The organism is Mesorhizobium sp. M0088 (genome assembly GCF_040322895.1).
In the GTDB taxonomy this organism is placed as follows: Bacteria; Pseudomonadota; Alphaproteobacteria; order Rhizobiales; family Rhizobiaceae; genus Mesorhizobium.
Genome location: NZ_JAMYUI010000005.1, coordinates 142,937 through 160,129, shown reverse-complemented (window position 1 = coordinate 160,129; position 17,193 = coordinate 142,937). Strand labels below are relative to the sequence as shown.

Here is a 17,193-nt window from a genome sequence, read left to right as displayed (position 1 = left end):
CTCGGGAGGGGACCTGCCCGGAGGAGGGTTCTGATGTTTCGCTTCGTCTTTCGTCTTGCCGCCATGATCGCGCTGTCGATTTCCGTCATCATGGCGGTGCTCGACGCGACACGCACCGTGGCGGCCTCCGTGCTGGTCCTGACCCCGCTCAACACCAGTTGGCTGGCGGTCTCGCCCGACACGCGGGCCGCCTTCGAGACCTTCATCCGAACCAAGGCCAGCCCGCTGCTGTGGGACGGCGCCGTCGCCTGGGTGCTGAACCAGCCGGGCTTCGCCGTGTTCGCGGTGCTGGCTTTCCTGCTCTATGCGATAGGCTATAGGCGGTCACCGCGTGCTGGGCAGTTCGCCGCCACCTAGAGCATCGGACCCAAAAGCGGTTGCCGGTTTTGGGAAATCCGATGCTCAAATAAAGCCGCCGTCATGCGGCTTCTTGCGTTTCACCCGAAGAGGAGCCGCGCATGTTCTTTCTCAGCGACATGCTGAACAAGAAGCTCAATCTGCCGAAGCCCGCCGAGGCCCTGCCGGGCCGCGCCAGGGCGATCCCGACCGCATCCAGGCACAAGGTCTTGAAAAGACCGCTCAAAGGTCCTTATCCCGAGAGGCTGGAGACGGCGATGTTCGGACTGGGCTGCTTCTGGGGTGCGGAGCGGCTGTTCTGGCAGATCGACGGCGTCTGGGTCACCGCAGCCGGCTATGCCGGCGGCTTCACGCCCAATCCGACCTATCAGGAGACCTGCACCGGGCTTACCGGTCATGCCGAAGTGGTGCTGGTGGTCCATGACCCCGAGATCGTCTCCTATGCTGGGCTTCTGAGGCTGTTCTGGGAAAGCCACGACCCCACGCAAGGCATGCGCCAGGGCAATGATGTCGGCACCGCCTATCGCTCCGCGATCTACACGAGCGACGAGGCGCAATTGCGGGCGGCGAGCGCCTCGCGCGATGCGTATGACATCTCGCTGCGCGGTGCCGGCCACGGCAGGATCACCACCGAGATCGCGCCGGCGGCCGAATTCTACTTCGCCGAAGCCGATCACCAGCAATATCTGGCGAAGAACCCTTACGGCACGTGCAACCTCAAAGGCACCGGCGTCGCTTGCGTCATCCCTGCCGCCGCGTCCGCGTAACGCTTGGCGCAAGGACAAGCTGCGGTGCGGCTTGCCCGCATCAAGCTTTTCCAAAAGGTCAAAATTCCGCGTGAATTTTGTTTCGGGCCATGCCAGATTGCCGCCGAGCGGGAGGGAGTACACTCCTGGCTGACGTCGTATGCCTGCCGGAGAACCGGGCCGGCATGCGGCGCGTAACGGAAAAAATAACCGACAGGGTGTGGATCACATGAAACGTATCGTTCTCGGCCTCCTGGCCGCAACCGCAATGGTTCTTCCGGCTTTCGCCGCGGATGTCCAGCCGGCCATCCTCTATGATCTCGGCGGCAAGTTCGACAAATCCTTCAACGAGGCTGCCTACAACGGCGCCGAGAAATTCAAGACGGAAACCGGCACGGCCTACGTCGAATTCGAGGTCTCCAATGCCTCGCAGCGTGAGCAGGCGCTGCGCCGCTTCGCCGAGGACGGCCGCAACCCGATCGTCATGGCCGGCTTTGCCTGGACGGACGCGCTGACCAAGGTCGCCGCCGAATATCCCGACCTGAACTTCGCCATCATCGACGACCAGGTCGATCTGCCGAACGTGCGGTCGCTGAAGTTCAAGGAACAGGAGGGCTCCTACCTCGTCGGCATCCTGGCGGCGATGGCCTCTAAGTCCAAGAAGGTCTCCTTCGTTGGCGGCATGGATATCCCTCTGATCCGCAAGTTCGAATGCGGCTATGTCGGCGGCGCCAAGTCGGCGGGTGCGACTGATGTCATCCAGAACATGACCGGCGACACGCCGGCTGCCTGGAACGATCCGGCCAAGGGCGGCGAGATCGCCAAGACGCAGATCGACCAGGGCTCCGACGTGATCTACGCCGCGGCAGGCGGCACCGGCGTCGGCGTGCTGCAGGCGGCGGCAGATGCCGGCAAGCTCGGCATCGGCGTCGATTCCAACCAGAACGGCCTGCAGCCGGGCAAGGTGCTGACCTCGATGCTGAAGCGCGTCGACGTCGCCGTCTACACCGCCTTCATGGACGGCAAGAACGGCACCTTCAAGGGCGGAGTCGAGAATCTGGGCCTCAAGGAAGGCGGCGTCGACTACGCCATGGACGACAACAACAAGGCGCTGGTGACGGACGAGATGAAGGCGGCCGTCGAAAAGGCCAAGGCCGACATCATTGCCGGCAAGGTCGAAGTGCACGACTATACGGCTGACAACGCTTGCCCCTATTGAGCGGCACGAACACACAGACATGATCTGCAAACCGCCGGGCGCCAGCCCGGCGGTTTTGTCTTTACCGGATCGAGCGAAACGTTCGCTCCGTGCCGGCCACCGTTTCGGGATACAGATGCAGCCAAAGATCGCACCCATGGGCGAGCACGACGTAGCAGCGGTAGCCCAGCTGCGCCTGGCCACGTTTTTCGAGGGAACCGGAAGGACGCTCGGGGAAGATGCGGCAGGGCTTCGTGGCTTGATCGCCGGTGACGGCTTCGAGGCGGCATTCGTTGCCCGGATCGGCGACACCCCGGTCGGGACATGCCTGCTGGTCCACCACGAGCTGGAGCCCGTACATGATCTGACGCCATGGCTGGCCGGGTTGGTCGTCGATGCAAGGTATCGACGCCGAGGCATCGCCACCGCGCTGGTCAAGGCAACGGAAGCCCATGCGGCGTCACGGGGCGTCGAGATGCTCCATCTCTACACATGGGATGCGCGTGATTTCTACGCGGCTCTCGGCTGGAATACCGTTGAGATAAGCGGCTCGGACGGCGAGAAGATGGCGCTGATGTCGCGCCGCCCTCGCCTATAGCAGCTTCGCGACGAGACAGCCCAGCGCGAACGCCACCATCAGCCCGGCGGCAACGACAACTCCGCGCCGGCCGCCAAGCGCGTGCACGCCAATGCCGTATGGTGGCCGGGACAGGCTTCGGATCACCGTGCGCGGTTTGACCTCATTGCCGCCGAGCTCGACGCTGCGCATCTGAGGTAACTCGGCTAGGCGTTGGGTAACCAGTTCCCAATGCCTGCCAGGCAGCAGGTCGCGTTTTCCGTAACGGTCGAAGAAATACATCTGCTCGGCAAGTCGCGCGACCGCGTCGCGGAAGGCGGGATCGACCTCCAGGTCACGTTCGGCCCGTTCGCGGTCTTTGTCGTTCATAAGACCGAGCACATATTCGCCGGCCCGCGCGATGCGATCGCTTTCACTGACCAAGGCGTGCACCTTCCCTTTTTCCTCACCAGTGCGGTGGCTTGGTTACCGGCACTTCATCTCCTGTCTGCTCCTCCAGCGCCAGGAAGCGATCCGTCAGCGCGTCCAGCTTGCGCTGCATGCGCTCGATCACCTTCCACTGCTCGGCGATCTGACCGGACAGTTCCTCGATGGTCTTCTCCTGCTCGGCGGCGCGTATTTCCAGCGTCGTCAGCCGGTCGGCGGGCGTGATCATGTGAATTCCCCAGTCTCACCGCGATGTCGTTCACCGCGATGTCTTGCGCCGTGATGCGAATTTCGGCGCCGTCATACTAGCGAATGTGAAGGCCCCGGCCACGTTGCAAATTGACAAGCGCACCGGGATTTGTCGAGAGTGAACCGGCTCCGCCAATTGGCACGGGCGGAGCGTCATGCTAGGCGTTTTGACCAAGCGATAAAAAAATAAGAGTGGGACAGGCTGCATGGCGCAAGCCGCAATCGAGTTGATCGGCATCAACAAGAGTTTTGGTGCGGTGCGCGCCAACCGGGACATCAATCTTGAGATCGGTCGCGGCACGATCCACGGCATTGTCGGCGAGAACGGAGCTGGCAAGTCGACGCTGATGTCGATCCTCTACGGCTTCTACCAGGCCGACAGCGGCGAAATCCGCGTTGGCGGCCAGCCGGCCTCGATCAAGACCCCCAATGACGCCATCGCGCTCGGCATCGGCATGGTGCATCAGCACTTCATGCTGGTCGACAATTTCACGGTGCTAGAGAACGTCATCCTCGGCGCCGAAAGCGATGCGCTCTTGAAGAAGAGCATCGCCAAGGCACGCTCCGAACTGGAGCGGCTTGAGCGCGAATACGGGCTGGAAGTCGATCCCGATGCGATCATCGAGGAGCTGCCGGTCGGCCTGCAGCAGCGGGTGGAGATCCTGAAGGCGCTCTATCGCGGCGCCGAGATCCTGATCCTCGACGAGCCTACGGGCGTTTTGACGCCGGCCGAGGCCGACCATCTGTTCCGCATCCTTCGGCAGTTGAAGGACCAGGGCAAGACGGTGGTGCTGATCACCCACAAATTGCGCGAGATCATGGCCATCACCGACACCGTGTCGGTGATGCGCCAGGGCACGATGGTGGCGACGCGCGAAACCAGGAAGACCACTGTCGAGGAACTGGCCGAGCTGATGGTCGGGCGGCGCGTGCTCTTGCGGGTCGAAAAGGGCGAGGCCGAGGCCGGCGCCGTCAAGCTCGCGGTCAAGAACCTGACGGTGAAGGATACGCGCGGCGTAACCATGGTCGACGACATCTCCTTCGATATCAGGGCCGGCGAGATCGTCGGCATCGCCGGTGTCGCCGGCAACGGACAATCCGAACTGCTCGAGGCGATTTCCGGCATCAGGCGTGCGGTGTCCGGCTCGGTCATGCTCGACGGCAAGCCGATCGACCTGACCGGTGCGGCCGACCCGGGCGAACTGCGCGACCGCGGCCTGGCGCATGTGCCGGAGGACCGCCATCACGTCGGGCTGGTGCTGGCCTTCGAGGAGAACGAGAATTCCATCCTCGGCTATCACGACGATCCCCGCTATTTGAAGGGGCCGTTCCTCAACGTTGACGCCATTATGGCCGACGCCAGGGACAAGATCGAGAAATACGACATCCGCCCCGGCAATCCGCGCCTGAAGACCGCCAATTTCTCCGGCGGCAACCAGCAGAAGATCGTGCTGGCGCGGGAGATGGAACAGGACCCTGGTGTTCTGATCGTTGGCCAGCCGACACGCGGCGTCGATGTCGGCGCCATCGAATTCATCCACAAGCGCCTGATCGCCATGCGCGACCAGGGCAAGGCGGTGCTGGTGGTGTCGGTCGAGCTGGACGAGATCCGTTCGCTGTCCGACCGTATCCTGGTGATGTTTGCGGGCCGCATCGTCGGCGAACGCGGCCCCGAAGCGACCGAGGGCGAGCTCGGCCTGCTGATGGCTGGCATCGAGCACCAGGAGGCAGCACTTTGAGCGCGCCTTACGCCAAACTGCCGGCCTGGGCCGACTATGGCCTGATCCCGCTGATCAATCTGTTCGTCGCCTTCGTCGTCGCCGGCTTCGTCGTGCTTCTGGTCGGCGAGAATCCGTTGCGCGCAGCCGTCATCCTGGTCGAAGGCGCCTTCGGCAAAGGCACCGGCATCGCCTTCACCCTCTTTTATGCCACCACCTTCATCTTCACCGGGCTTTCGGTGGCGGTGGCCGCGCATTGCGGCCTGTTCAACATCGGCACCGAAGGGCAGGCCTACATCGCCGGCCTCGGCATCGCCATCGTCTGCCTGAGCTTCGACAGCACACTGCCATGGTGGCTGACCTTCCCGCTGGCGATCATTGCCGCGGCGGCGGTCGGCGCATTGTGGGCGCTCATCCCGGCCTATCTGCAGGCCAAGCGTGGCTCGCACATCGTCATCACCACCATCATGTTCAACTTCATCGCCGCCTCGATCATGGTTTACCTGCTGGTCGGCCCGTTGAAGCCAGCCGCCTCGCAAGCGCCGCAGACGCGCAACTTCCTCGCCGGCGCGGAATTGCCCAAGCTCAACTGGATCATCGAGCTGTTCGGCGCCAAGATCCGTTCGGCGCCGCTCAACGTCACCTTCCTGCTGGCGCTGGTCATGGCCTTCCTGGTCTGGCTGCTGATCTGGCGCACCAAGCTCGGCTATGAGATGCGCACCTACGGCCACAGCCCGAAGGCGGCACGCTATGCCGGCATTTCCGAAACCCGCATCATCATCACCGCCATGATGATCTCGGGCGGGCTGGCCGGCATGATGGCGCTCAATCCGGTGATGGGCGATCAGCACAATGTCGCCATCGACTTCGTTTCCGGCGCCGGCTTCGTCGGCATCGCCGTGGCGCTGATGGGCCGCCTGCACCCTGTCGGCATCGTATTGGCGGCGATCCTGTTCGGCATGCTCTACCAGGGCGGCGCCGAACTCGCCTTCGAGATGCCGGCAATCAGCCGCGACATGATCGTCATCATTCAAGGCCTGGTGATCCTGTTTGCCGGTGCCCTCGAGCACATGTTCCGGCCCTACATCCAGGCGCTGTTCGCCTCGTTCAGTCCGCGATCGGTCGGCATGGAAGCGGTCAAGGGGAAAGGTGCCTGAGATGGATGTGTTCAACGCGATCATCCAGACACTGGACTCCACCATCCGCCTCTCGGTGCCGCTGCTGCTTGCCTGCCTGGCCGGGCTCTATTCGGAACGCGCCGGCATCTTCGACATCGGCCTCGAAGGCAAGATGCTGGTCGGCGCCTTCGCCGGCGCGGCCGCCGCTTCCGTGTTCCATTCGGCGTTTCTTGGCCTCGGCATGGCGATCCTGATCTCGGTCGCCTTCGCCATGATCCACGGCTTTGCCTCGATCACCCATCGCGGCAACCAGATCGTCTCCGGCGTGGCGATCAATTTCATCGCCGCCGGCTCGACCATCATCCTCGGCCAGGCCTGGTTCCAGCAGGGCGGGCGCACGCCGGCGCTGCAACCGGGCGAGCGCTTCGAGGCCATCACCTTGCCGGGCGCCGAGGCCATCCGCGACGTGCCGATCATCGGACCGATCTATGCCGAGCTCCTGTCGGGCCACTCGATCCTGGTCTATCTTGCCTTCGCGATGGTGCCGTTCACCTGGTGGGTGCTGTTTCGCACCCGCTTCGGCCTGCGCCTGCGCGCCGTAGGCGAGAACCCGGCCGCAGTCGACACCGCCGGCATATCGGTCGCCTGGCTGCGCTACAGGGCGCTGATCTGCACCGGCATCCTCACCGGCATTGCCGGCGCCTACCTGTCGATGGTGCAAAATGGCGGCTTCGTGAAGGACATGACCGCCGGCAAGGGCTACATCGCGCTGGCAGCCCTGATCTTCGCCAAGTGGAAGCCGGTCAATGCCATGTTCGCCTGCCTTCTGTTCGGCTTCCTGGACGCTGCGTCGATCCGCCTGCAAGGCTCGCCGCTGCCCATCATCGGCAAGGTGCCGGCGCAGTTCATGCAGGCGCTGCCCTACATCCTCACCGTCATCCTGCTCGCCGGCTTCATCGGCAAGGCCATTCCGCCACGCGCCGGCGGCGTGCCTTATGTCAAGGAACGTTGAGCGGCGGGTCGGCTTTGCGCCGGGTTTTGAACACGATCATCGGAGAGAACACCTGAATGTCGCATGATCTGTTCGAGGCTGCCAAGGCCGCCATGGCCAAGGCCTACGCGCCCTATTCCAGGTTTCCGGTCGGCGCTGCCTTGCGCACCGAGGACGGGCGCGTCTTTACCGGCGCCAACATCGAAGTCGCCTCCTATCCGGAAGGCTGGTGCGCCGAGACCACGGCGCTGGGCCACTACATCATGGGCGGCGGCGGCAAGATCGTGGAGATCGCCGTCCTTGCCGAACGCATGGCCAAATGCTCGCCTTGCGGCGGCTGCCGCCAGCGGCTTGCCGAATTCTGCCGGCCGGAAACAAAGCTCTATCTCTGCGACAATGCAGGTGTGGCCGAGACCGTGACCATGGGCGACATGCTGCCTTACGGCTTCCGCGGCGATATTTTGAAATGAACAACGGGCTCAAATGAACAGCTGGCAGCGATGACGGAAAAAGCCCTGGATCATCTCGTCGAAAGGCTGGACGGCCTGGCGCCGGCCACGGCACTGGTGCTCGGTTCGGGCCTCGGCGGTCTGGTCGACCAGATCGAGGACCCGATCCGCATCTCCTATGCCGACCTGCCCGGCTTTCCCAGAAGCGGTGTCACCGGGCACGCCGGCGAAGTGGTGGCAGGGCTGTTTGCCGGCGTGCCGGTGCTGATGCTGTCGGGCCGCGCCCATTACTACGAGCACGGCAACGCCGCGGCGATGCGCCCCGTGTTGGAAGTGCTTGCCGGCATCGGCATCACGAAACTGATCCTCACCAATGCCGCCGGTTCGGTCGATCCGGACATGCCGCCTGGCTCGGTCATGCTGATATCGGACCACATCAATTTCTCGGGCACCAACCCGCTGATCGGCGAACCAAGCGACCGGCGTTTCGTCGGCCTGACCGAAGCCTATGATGCCGGCATCCGCCAAGCCATCGAACGGGCGGCAAATGCAACCGGCACCACCCTGCACAAGGGCGTCTATATGTGGTTCTCCGGCCCATGCTTCGAAACGCCGGCCGAAATCCGCATGGCGCGCATCATGGGCGCCAATGCGGTCGGCATGTCGACAGTACCGGAGGTCATTCTCGCCCGCTTCCTCGGATTGCGCGTCGCCGCCTGTTCGGTCATCACCAACCTGGCCGCCGGCATGACCGGGGCCGAGCTTTCGCACCAGGAGACCAAGGACATGGCGCCGGTCGGCGGCGCGCGGCTGGCGACGATCCTGCAGCGCGTGTTCCGCGACGGACTGCTGGAGATCTGATGCTTCCCCAGGAAATCATCCGCCGCAAGCGCGATGGCCTCAGGCTGTCGGAAGAGGAGATCGCCGGCTTCGTCGCGGGCGTGACGTCAGGCGCCGTTACCGATGGCCAGGCCGGCGCCTTCGCCATGGCGGTGTTCTTCAACGGCATGAACCGCGACGAGGCCGTGGCGCTGACGCTGGCGATGCGCGATTCCGGCGATGTGCTCGACTGGTCGGACCTGCCCGGCCCGGTCACCGACAAGCATTCGACCGGCGGCGTCGGCGATAATGTCTCGCTGATGCTGGCGCCGATCGTCGCCGCCTGCGGCGCCTATGTGCCGATGATCTCGGGCCGTGGCCTTGGCCACACCGGCGGTACGCTGGACAAGATGGATGCCATCCCCGGCTACATCAGCCAGCCCGATGTCGCGCTGTTTCGCAAGGCGGTGCTCGAAACAGGCTGTGCCATCATCGGCCAGACCGCCGACCTCGCGCCCGCCGATCGACGGCTCTATGCGATCCGCGACGTCTCCGGCACGGTCGAATCGGTGCCGCTGATAACCGCTTCGATCCTGTCGAAGAAGCTGGCGGCCGGGCTGCAATCGCTGGTGCTCGACGTCAAGGTCGGCAACGGCGCCTTCATGGAAAAATCGCGCGACGCCACCGCACTGGCCAACAGCCTGGTTGAGATCGCCAACGGCGCCGGGCTGAAGGCCTCGGCGTTGATCACCGGCATGAACGAGCCACTGGCGTCGGCCGCCGGCAACGCCGTCGAGGTGCGCAACGCCGTCGATTTCCTCACCGGCCGGTATCGTGACCGTCGGCTCGAGGATGTGACGCTGGCGCTGGCCGCCGAAATGCTGCAGTCGGCCGGGCTGGTGTCGTCCAACCAGGATGGCATGCGGCGCGCCACCGAGACGCTCGCCAGCGGCCGCGCCGCGGCCACCTTCGCACGCATGGTGGCCGCGCTTGGCGGCCCCGCCGATTTCATCGAGAAACCGGAGAAACACCTGCCAGCGGCGGCGATCGAATTTGCCGTCAAGGCGACCGCAAACGGCTTCGTCACCGGCATCGCCACCCGCGATATCGGGCTCGCCGTGGTCGGCCTGGGAGGTGGACGCACGCGGCCGGACGACAAGATCGACCACGCGGTCGGTATCAGCAGGCTGTTACCGATCGGTACGGAGGTGGGGATCGGCGAGCCGCTGGCGCTGATCCATGCCCGCTCATCGGCCGATGCCGAGGCCGCCGCGGCAACCGTGCTTTCGGCCTATACGGTCGGCGCCTCGAAGCCGGCCGCCGACAAGAGCGTGATCCGGCGGATTCTTCCGCGCGGCTAAAGCAATTCCAGGAAAAGTGTGAACGGTTTTCCCGGGAAAAGCGCATAGCGCTTTCCCTTGGGAATTGCGGAAAACGAATAGCCTTACTGGATGAGCAGCAGCGCGCCGTTCTCGACCTGGTATTTGTCGAGCCGGTTGAGGAAGCTCATGCCGATCAGATTGGTGTGCAGCGCCCTGTCGTCGAGCACGATGGTCTGGACGTCATTGACCGTGATGTTGCCGATCTGCAGGCGGTCGATCATGGCCACGGCCGCCTTGATGGTGCCGTTGGCGGTGTTGACCTCGCGGTTGAAGTCGGAAGCGTTCAGCGACAGGCCGATCCTGCGCGCCGTCGAAATGTTGATGGCGACCAGCGTGGCGCCGGTGTCGATCATGCCGTCGACCTGACGTCCATTGAGCTTGAAGGCCGATGAAAAGTGTCCGCGCTCGTCAGCCGCGACGACGACCTTGCGGCCCATCGGCAGCGGTGCCGCAGGCTTGTTGGGCACCGATGCCAGATTGACGTCCGGTTGGGCCTCGGCCGCTTGTTTGCCCGGCACCGCCGACCTCAGCAGGTTTTCGACGAGTTGCGGGTTCGACTGATACACAATCGGTATCGATGCCGATGTACCGGCGAAAACGGCGAGGATCAGGAGTTTGCGCAGCATGGGTCGGCCTCGCCGCATGACCCCGAAAATCGGGATCGATTTTCGGAAGGCTCACGCGCAAATCAAAGTGCTGCAGCGTCCTTTGCGCGTCCGAAATGGACGCGCGGCGCTGCAGTGACAGCCGATCGTTAAGCCCGGATGGTGTTTGCCGCTTTAACGCGCGCCAAAACCGCGCCTTTGCGTAAATATTTGGTAAATCGTACCAGCCGACTTTGCCTGATATTACTTGGTCCCGTACATGCGGTCGCCGGCGTCGCCGAGGCCGGGCATGATGTAGCCCTTCTCGTTGAGCTGGCGGTCGATCGAAGCGGTGAAGACGGGAACGTCCGGATGCGCCTTGATGAAGCGCTCGATGCCTTCAGGCGCCGCCAGCAGGCAAAGGAAACGGATGTTGGTGGCGCCACGCTCTTTCAGCTTGTCGATCGCCGCGATCGCCGAATTGGCGGTCGCCAGCATCGGATCGACGACGATCACCAGACGGTCGGCGAGGTCGCTCGGCGCCTTGAAGAAATATTCGACCGCTTCCAGCGTTTCGTGATCGCGGTAGAGACCGACATGGGCGACGCGCGCCGCCGGCACCAAATCGAGCAGGCCTTCCAGCAAGCCGTTGCCGGCGCGCAGCACCGAGGCGAAGACCAGTTTCTTGCCCTCAAGCGTCGGCGCTTCCATCGTTTCCATCGGGGTTTCGATGGTCGTCGTCGTCAGTTCGAGGTTGCGGGTGACCTCGTAGCCGAGCAGCAGCGAGATTTCGCGCAGCAGCCGGCGGAAGCCAGCCGTCGAGGTTTCCTTCTTGCGCATGATGGTCAGCTTGTGCTGGACAAGCGGATGGTCGACGACGGTGACGCCCTTCATGGTGTTCTCCTGATGCCTGCGCCCGAAAATGCGCGCATGGCCCTTTCGGACGCGCCGCGCTTCAAGCTGCCTGGGCGAACCCTAGCGGCAATACGCCGGCCAAGGAACCGCTTGGCCCGCACCGACCACAGCTTTGTCGGCGGAAATCAGCGTGCCGCGCCGTTCAACCGGGCAAGAAGAGCAGTCTTGGTCTTTCTATCGACGAAAGCGGCCTCGATGGCCGTTCTGGTGACGGCGGCCAGCGCCTTTTCGTTCATCGAGAAATGCTCGGCGGCAATGTCGTATTCGCGCTTCAGCGAGGTCCAGAAATAGGGCGGATCGTCGGAATTGAGCGTCACCTTGCAGCCTGCCGCCTGCAGGGCCGGAAACGGATGATCGGCGAAACTGTCGAACACCTTGAGCGCGATGTTGGAACCGGGGCAGCATTCCAGCACGACGCCCTCGTCGGCGATGCGCCGGACGAGGTCCGGGTTCTCGATGGCGCGCACGCCATGGCCGATGCGGGACGGGCGGATGTGATCGAGCGCCGCCTGGACCGTCTCCCAGCCCGTCAGTTCGCCGGCATGGATGGTGATGCCGAGCCCGGCCTCGCGGGCGATCTCGAAAGCCCTGACATAGTCCTCCATATCGCCGATGCGCTCATCGCCGGCAACGCCGAAACCGGTGACCAGCGGATGCCCGCAACGCGCCGCGAAGCGCGCCGCCTGCTCGATCGATTCGACGCCGACATGGCGCACGCCGGTAACGATCATGCGGCCTTCGATGCCGGTCTTGGCCTTGGCGCGGGCCATGCCTTCGCCGAGCGCGTCGGTATAGGCTTTCGGCGACAGGCCGGCCTTTTTCGCGTGGTCCGGCGAGGTGAACACCTCGGAATAGATGGCGCCATCGCGGGCAAGGCTGGTCAGATAGTGGTCGGCCAGCCGCGCATAGTCCTCCTCGGTCCGGAACAGATCGGCGGAAAAATCATAAGCCGCCAGGAAGGAGGTGAAATCGTGCCAGACGAAAGAACCGTTCTGGATATAGGGCGAGGTGTCCTTGCCGTATTTCTGCGCCTGGCGGATGACGAGTTCGGGCGCCGCTGCCCCTTCGATGTGGCAGTGCAGTTCCGCTTTCAAAGGCATTCAATCATCCCGTCGGTCCGTCCAGGTCTCGAAACCCGCCACCTGGAAGCGCGGCTGAACACCGCGCCTTAAACAATAGCGCCCGCACCATCGATCGGCTATGGTCCCGCCGGTTTTATGACGGATCAAAAAAAATGTCAGTTGAGAGAACCACGGCCGCGGGCGGCATGGAAACTTCCTATGGTTTCAAGCGTGTAGGGGCTGGCGACAAGCAGTCCCTGGTCAACGATGTTTTCCACAAGGTCGCCAACCGCTACGACCTGATGAACGATCTGATGTCGGCCGGCCTGCACCGGCTGTGGAAGGATGCCATGGTGACATGGCTCAACCCGCCGAAACGGGCGGGCTGGAAGGTGCTCGACGTTGCCGGCGGCACCGGCGACATCGCCTTCCGCATCGTCGATGCCAGCCACGGCAACGCCCATGCCACCGTGCTCGACATCAATGGCTCGATGCTGGCTGTCGGCCGCGACCGGGCCGAAAAGAAAGGCCTGTCCGGCAACACCGATTTCGTCGAGGCCAATGCCGAGGAACTGCCCTTTGCCGATGCCACATTCGATGCCTACACCATCGCTTTCGGCATCCGCAACGTGCCGCGCATCGAGGTGGCCTTGGGCGAAGCGTTTCGCGTGCTGAAGCCCGGCGGGCGCTTCCTGTGCCTGGAATTTTCCGAGGTCGAGATGCCGCTGCTCGACAAGGCCTACGAAGCCTGGTCGTTCAATGCCATTCCCAAGATCGGCAAGATGGTCACTGGCGACGGCGAACCCTATTCCTATCTGGTCGAATCGATCGCCAAATTCCCCAACCAGCAGAATTTCGCGGCCATGATTTCCCGCGCTGGCTTCGGTCGCGTTTCCTTCCGCAATTATTCCGGCGGTATTGCAGCACTTCATTCGGGCTGGAAGCTTTGAGGCTGGCTCGCATTTCTCGCATGCAGTGTGATCTGTGCCGGTTCGAAAAGCCGGCAGGACGGGCGCAGCTATGAGCACGGTCAGCGCTGGATTTCGGCTCGTAAGGGCCGGCTGGGTGCTGGTGCGCGAGGGCGTCGTCGCCGCCTTGCCGGGCGAGGAGTTGTCGGGCCTGCCGAAGTTCGGCTGGCGGCTGGCGCGGTTGTTCACCCGCCGTCGCGCCCTTGCCTATGAGCGCAGCGACCGGCTGGCCAAGGCGGTCGTCCGGCTCGGTCCCTCCTACGTCAAGCTCGGCCAGTTCCTGGCGACGCGGCCCGACGTCGTCGGCAACGACATGGCGCTCGATCTCGCCACGTTGCAGGACAAGATGCACACCTTCCCCAGGGCCGAGGCGATAGCGGCTATCGAGGCTTCGCTCGGGCGCAAGGTCGGCGATCTCTACGCGCAATTCGGCGACCCGGTGGCCGCCGCCTCCATCGCCCAGGTCCATGCCGCCGACACCGCCCATGACGGCGTTGCCACCAAGGTGGCGGTCAAGGTGATCCGGCCGGGCGTGCGCCGCCGCTTCTTCCAGGATCTCGAAAGCTATTTTCTCGCCGCCCGCCTGCAAGAGAAATACATCCCCTCGTCACGCCGGCTGCGGCCGGTCGAGGTCACAGAGACGCTGGCGCAGACCACCAAGATCGAGATGGACCTGAGGCTCGAGGCGGCGGCGCTCTCCGAGCTTGGTGAGAACACCAAGGATGATCCCGGCTTTCGCGTGCCGTCCGTCGACTGGGAGCGCACCGGCCGTGACGTGTTGACCATGGAATGGGTCGACGGTGTCAAGATGAACGACATTGCCGGCCTGGAGGCCGCCGGCCATGATCTGAAGGCGATCGCAGCCAACCTCATCCAGTCATTCCTGCGCCACACGCTGCGCGACGGCTTCTTCCACGCCGACATGCACCCAGGCAACCTCTTCGTCGAGGCAAACGGCACCATCGTCGCCGTCGATCTCGGCATTGCCGGACGTCTCGGCAAGAAGGAGCGCCGCTTCCTCGCCGAAATCCTCTACGGCTTCATCACGCGCGACTATCTGCGTGTCGCCGAAGTGCATTTCGAGGCCGGCTATGTGCCGCGCCAGCACAATGTCGCGGCCTTCGCGCAGGCGATCCGGGCCATCGGCGAGCCGATCCATGGCCAGCCGGCCGAGACCATCTCGATGGCCAAGCTTCTGACGCTGCTGTTCGAGGTCACCGAACTCTTCGACATGGCGACGCGGCCCGAACTGATCCTGCTGCAGAAGACCATGGTGGTGGTCGAGGGCGTGGCGCGCACGCTCGACCCGGCCTTCAACATGTGGAAGACGGCCGAGCCGGTGGTCGGCGACTGGATATCAGGCAATCTTGGGCCGCGTGGCATGATGATCGACGCGCACGATGGCGCCAAGGCGCTGCTGACGCTGGCCCGCCAGGTGCCCGAGCTTGCGGCGCGCACCGACCGGCTGTCGCGCGAGATCGACCTGATGGCCGAGCACGGCCTGCGCTTCGACGAGACCACCGCCCACGCCATCGGCAAGGCCGAGGCGCGCTACAGCCGCTCCGGCCGCTGGGCACTCTGGGTGATTGCGTTGACGCTGGTTTATATCGCCTGGAAGTTGATCTGAGCTCTCGGTGACAGCAGTGCAGGCATTGCTATCATTGAAAGCAACGCTTTCATGGACTACGTTGAGGTAAGGAGCAAAAACATGAGCACACTTACCATCCGCAATCTCGACACCAACGTGAAGCAGAAACTGCGTGAACGAGCTGCCGTGAGGGGAGTCTCAATGGAAGAGGAAGCGCGTAGCGTTCTTGCCAAGAGTGTTCTTTCGGACGGTGTGGACCAAGGCCCTCAGGGAGTGTCCCTCTATGCCGCGATTCGTAGGCTGGTTGAGCCCCATGGCGGTTTCGATATCGAGTTGCCGGAGCGCGGCCCTACGCGCGAGCCACTGAAATTTGACTAACCATGTTCGTGCTGGATACGAATGTTATCTCGGAAACCTTCAAACCACGGCCGGATGCAGGGGTGGCTACCTGGATGGATAGCTCGCTCTCGACCCGCTCATACGTCACGGCGATGACCAAGGCGGAGCTGCTCGTTGGACTTGCGAACATGCCGGACGGAAAGCGTAAGGCTGCATTGGGTAGTGTCATCGGGGCCTTTTTCACCACATGGCTCAAGACCCCAGTGCTCGCGTTCGGAGACCGTGAAGCCGAAGCATACGCGGAGATTGTTTCGAACAGACGATTTCTGGGACGTCCCATACGCGAATTTGACGCACAGATCGCCTCGGTTGCTCGCTCGCGGGGCTTTGCGGTGGTGACTAGAAATGTTGCTGACTTTTCCGATTGCGGTATCAGCATAGTCAATCCTTGGGAGGGTGCATGAGCCTCTCCGGCAAGCGCATCCTGCTCATCATCGGCGGCGGCATCGCCGCCTACAAGGCGCTCGATCTCATCCGCCGGCTGCGCGAGCGCGGGGCCGCGGTTCGGGTTGTCATGACATCGGCCGCGCAGGAATTCGTCACCACGCTGTCGGTCGGCGCGCTCTCCGCCGACCATGTCTTCACCGAGCTGTTCGACCGCAATGACGAGCACGACGTCGGCCATATCAGGCTGTCGCGCGAAGCGGATCTGCTGGTGGTGGCGCCCGCCACCGCCGACCTGATGGCGAAGCTCGCAAACGGCCACGCCAACGATCTGGCCTCCACCGTGCTCATCGCCACCGACAAGCCGGTGTTGATGGCGCCGGCCATGAACCCCAGAATGTGGGCGCATCCGGCCACCCGCCGCAACCGCGCGACGCTGCAGAAGGACCGCGTCACTTTCGTCGGTCCGGCCAAGGGCGAGATGGCCGAAAGCAATGAAGCGGGCGAAGGCCGCATGGCCGAGCCGCTGGAGATCGTCGCCGCGATCGAGGCACTGCTCGATGTCGGCCCGAAGCCGCTGTCGGGGCGCAAGATCATCGTCACCTCCGGCCCGACCCATGAGCCGATCGACCCGGTGCGCTACATCGCCAACCGTTCGTCCGGCAAGCAGGGCCATGCCATCGCAGCGGCACTGGCCAGGCTCGGCGCCGATGTGCACCTCGTCTCCGGCCCTGTCGGCATCGCCGATCCGGCAGGCGTGAAGACCATCCATGTCGAACGGGCGCAAGAGATGCGCGACGCGGTGGAACGGCTTCTGCCCGCCGATGCGGCGGTGTTCGTCGCCGCCGTGGCCGACTGGCGAACCGAGAATTCAGCCGGTGAGAAGATCAAGAAGGTCGCCGGCGAAGGGCCGCCGGTGCTGCGCATGGTCGAGAATCCCGACATTCTCGCCGGCGTCGGCCATCACAGCCAGCGACCCGGCCTGGTTATCGGCTTCGCCGCCGAGACACAGGATCTCCTGCGCAATGCCGAGGCCAAGCTCAAGAAGAAAGGCGCCGATCTCATCGTCGCCAACGACGTGTCGCAGGGAAGCGGCGTCGGTTCTTCGGGTGTGATGGGCGGCGATCGCAACCGGGTGCGGATCGTGTCAAAGGCCGGCGTCGAGGAATGGCCCGAGATGAGCAAGGACGGTGTGGCGGCGCGGCTCGCCGCTCTGATCGCCGAAAAGCTTAAAACGATCGTCGTTTGAGCTGAAAGACGTTCT

General features: G+C 63.8%; 20 protein-coding genes. 15 read left to right on the top strand and 5 right to left on the bottom strand.

Annotated features, from left to right (window positions below):
- The first annotated feature begins 33 nt into the window (after positions 1–33).
- From NKJ67_RS08115 to NKJ67_RS08100, 4 genes are all read left to right on the top strand, one after another.
- Positions 34–357 carry a hypothetical protein gene (locus NKJ67_RS08115; protein WP_352581017.1) on the top strand — a complete coding sequence of 108 codons (324 nt, stop codon included), beginning with the start codon at positions 34–36 and terminating at the stop codon, positions 355–357.
- A 101-nt stretch (positions 358–458) separates the two neighbouring features.
- Entirely contained in the window at positions 459–1,124 is a 666-nt protein-coding gene (msrA, locus tag NKJ67_RS08110) for a peptide-methionine (S)-S-oxide reductase MsrA (RefSeq protein WP_352581016.1), read from the top strand.
- Between the two features lie 208 nt (positions 1,125–1,332).
- A complete protein-coding gene (locus NKJ67_RS08105) occupies positions 1,333–2,322 on the top strand; it encodes a BMP family lipoprotein (RefSeq protein WP_128362819.1) in 990 nt (329 codons plus the stop codon).
- Positions 2,323–2,437: 115 nt separating this feature from the next.
- Positions 2,438–2,899, top strand: coding sequence for a GNAT family N-acetyltransferase (locus tag NKJ67_RS08100; RefSeq protein ID WP_352581015.1), 462 nt, complete (start codon positions 2,438–2,440; stop codon positions 2,897–2,899).
- Here the strand turns inward: NKJ67_RS08100 and NKJ67_RS08095 are convergent.
- Together NKJ67_RS08095 and NKJ67_RS08090 are read right to left on the bottom strand one after the other, a co-directional pair.
- Positions 2,894–3,301 (bottom strand): hypothetical protein, encoded by a 408-nt coding sequence (locus NKJ67_RS08095; RefSeq protein WP_127266920.1) that lies wholly within the window; start codon positions 3,299–3,301, stop codon positions 2,894–2,896. The genes NKJ67_RS08100 and NKJ67_RS08095 overlap by 6 nt on opposite strands.
- 22 nt (positions 3,302–3,323) lie before the next feature.
- The gene (locus NKJ67_RS08090; RefSeq protein ID WP_174800349.1) at positions 3,324–3,530 is read right to left on the bottom strand and encodes a SlyX family protein; all 207 of its coding nucleotides are present in this window, start codon (positions 3,528–3,530) and stop codon (positions 3,324–3,326) included.
- Between the two features lie 229 nt (positions 3,531–3,759).
- On the opposite strand from NKJ67_RS08090, the gene NKJ67_RS08085 reads away from it, so the two are divergent.
- Genes NKJ67_RS08085 through deoA form a run of 6 tightly spaced genes read left to right on the top strand, consistent with a single transcriptional unit; the run spans position 3,760 to position 10,009 of the window.
- Positions 3,760–5,292, top strand: a complete 1,533-nt coding sequence (locus NKJ67_RS08085; protein ID WP_352581014.1) for an ABC transporter ATP-binding protein — start codon at positions 3,760–3,762, stop codon at positions 5,290–5,292.
- On the top strand, positions 5,289–6,428 hold the full coding sequence (locus tag NKJ67_RS08080; protein WP_023812577.1) for an ABC transporter permease: 1,140 nt from the start codon (positions 5,289–5,291) through the stop codon (positions 6,426–6,428). Before NKJ67_RS08085 ends, NKJ67_RS08080 begins: the two co-directional genes overlap by 4 nt.
- A 1-nt stretch (position 6,429) precedes the next feature.
- On the top strand, positions 6,430–7,401 hold the full coding sequence (locus NKJ67_RS08075; RefSeq protein WP_352581013.1) for an ABC transporter permease: 972 nt from the start codon (positions 6,430–6,432) through the stop codon (positions 7,399–7,401).
- Positions 7,402–7,457: 56 nt separating this feature from the next.
- Complete coding sequence (gene cdd / locus NKJ67_RS08070) at positions 7,458–7,850, top strand: cytidine deaminase (RefSeq protein ID WP_352581012.1); 393 nt, start codon at positions 7,458–7,460, stop codon at positions 7,848–7,850.
- Between the two features lie 30 nt (positions 7,851–7,880).
- Positions 7,881–8,690 carry a purine-nucleoside phosphorylase gene (locus tag NKJ67_RS08065; RefSeq protein ID WP_352581011.1) on the top strand — a complete coding sequence of 270 codons (810 nt, stop codon included), beginning with the start codon at positions 7,881–7,883 and terminating at the stop codon, positions 8,688–8,690.
- Complete coding sequence (gene deoA / locus NKJ67_RS08060) at positions 8,690–10,009, top strand: thymidine phosphorylase (protein WP_352581010.1); 1,320 nt, start codon at positions 8,690–8,692, stop codon at positions 10,007–10,009. Before NKJ67_RS08065 ends, deoA begins: the two co-directional genes overlap by 1 nt.
- A gap of 83 nt (positions 10,010–10,092) precedes the next feature.
- Here the strand turns inward: deoA and NKJ67_RS08055 are convergent, their stop codons facing one another.
- The 3 genes from NKJ67_RS08055 to NKJ67_RS08045 form a co-directional block, all read right to left on the bottom strand.
- Positions 10,093–10,656: a TIGR02281 family clan AA aspartic protease gene (locus tag NKJ67_RS08055; protein ID WP_352581009.1), complete on the bottom strand. Its 564-nt coding sequence runs from the start codon at positions 10,654–10,656 to the stop codon at positions 10,093–10,095.
- Positions 10,657–10,878: 222 nt separating this feature from the next.
- A complete protein-coding gene (gene upp / locus NKJ67_RS08050) occupies positions 10,879–11,508 on the bottom strand; it encodes a uracil phosphoribosyltransferase (protein ID WP_023812571.1) in 630 nt (209 codons plus the stop codon).
- Positions 11,509–11,654: 146 nt separating this feature from the next.
- Complete coding sequence (locus NKJ67_RS08045; RefSeq protein WP_352581008.1) at positions 11,655–12,629, bottom strand: adenosine deaminase; 975 nt, start codon at positions 12,627–12,629, stop codon at positions 11,655–11,657.
- A 134-nt stretch (positions 12,630–12,763) separates the two neighbouring features.
- Here NKJ67_RS08045 and ubiE point away from each other — a divergent pair, with 134 nt between their 5' ends.
- The 5 genes from ubiE to coaBC all read left to right on the top strand — a co-directional run bounded on the left by ubiE (position 12,764) and on the right by coaBC (position 17,178).
- Positions 12,764–13,540 carry a bifunctional demethylmenaquinone methyltransferase/2-methoxy-6-polyprenyl-1,4-benzoquinol methylase UbiE gene (gene ubiE, locus NKJ67_RS08040; RefSeq protein WP_352581007.1) on the top strand — a complete coding sequence of 259 codons (777 nt, stop codon included), beginning with the start codon at positions 12,764–12,766 and terminating at the stop codon, positions 13,538–13,540.
- A 70-nt stretch (positions 13,541–13,610) separates the two neighbouring features.
- A complete protein-coding gene (ubiB, locus tag NKJ67_RS08035; RefSeq protein ID WP_352581006.1) occupies positions 13,611–15,185 on the top strand; it encodes a 2-polyprenylphenol 6-hydroxylase in 1,575 nt (524 codons plus the stop codon).
- Between the two features lie 81 nt (positions 15,186–15,266).
- Positions 15,267–15,524 carry a FitA-like ribbon-helix-helix domain-containing protein gene (locus NKJ67_RS08030; protein WP_352581005.1) on the top strand — a complete coding sequence of 86 codons (258 nt, stop codon included), beginning with the start codon at positions 15,267–15,269 and terminating at the stop codon, positions 15,522–15,524.
- A gap of 2 nt (positions 15,525–15,526) precedes the next feature.
- Entirely contained in the window at positions 15,527–15,949 is a 423-nt protein-coding gene (locus tag NKJ67_RS08025; protein WP_352581004.1) for a type II toxin-antitoxin system VapC family toxin, read from the top strand.
- Complete coding sequence (gene coaBC, locus NKJ67_RS08020; RefSeq protein ID WP_352581003.1) at positions 15,946–17,178, top strand: bifunctional phosphopantothenoylcysteine decarboxylase/phosphopantothenate--cysteine ligase CoaBC; 1,233 nt, start codon at positions 15,946–15,948, stop codon at positions 17,176–17,178. Before NKJ67_RS08025 ends, coaBC begins: the two co-directional genes overlap by 4 nt.
- Positions 17,179–17,193: the final 15 nt, after the last annotated feature.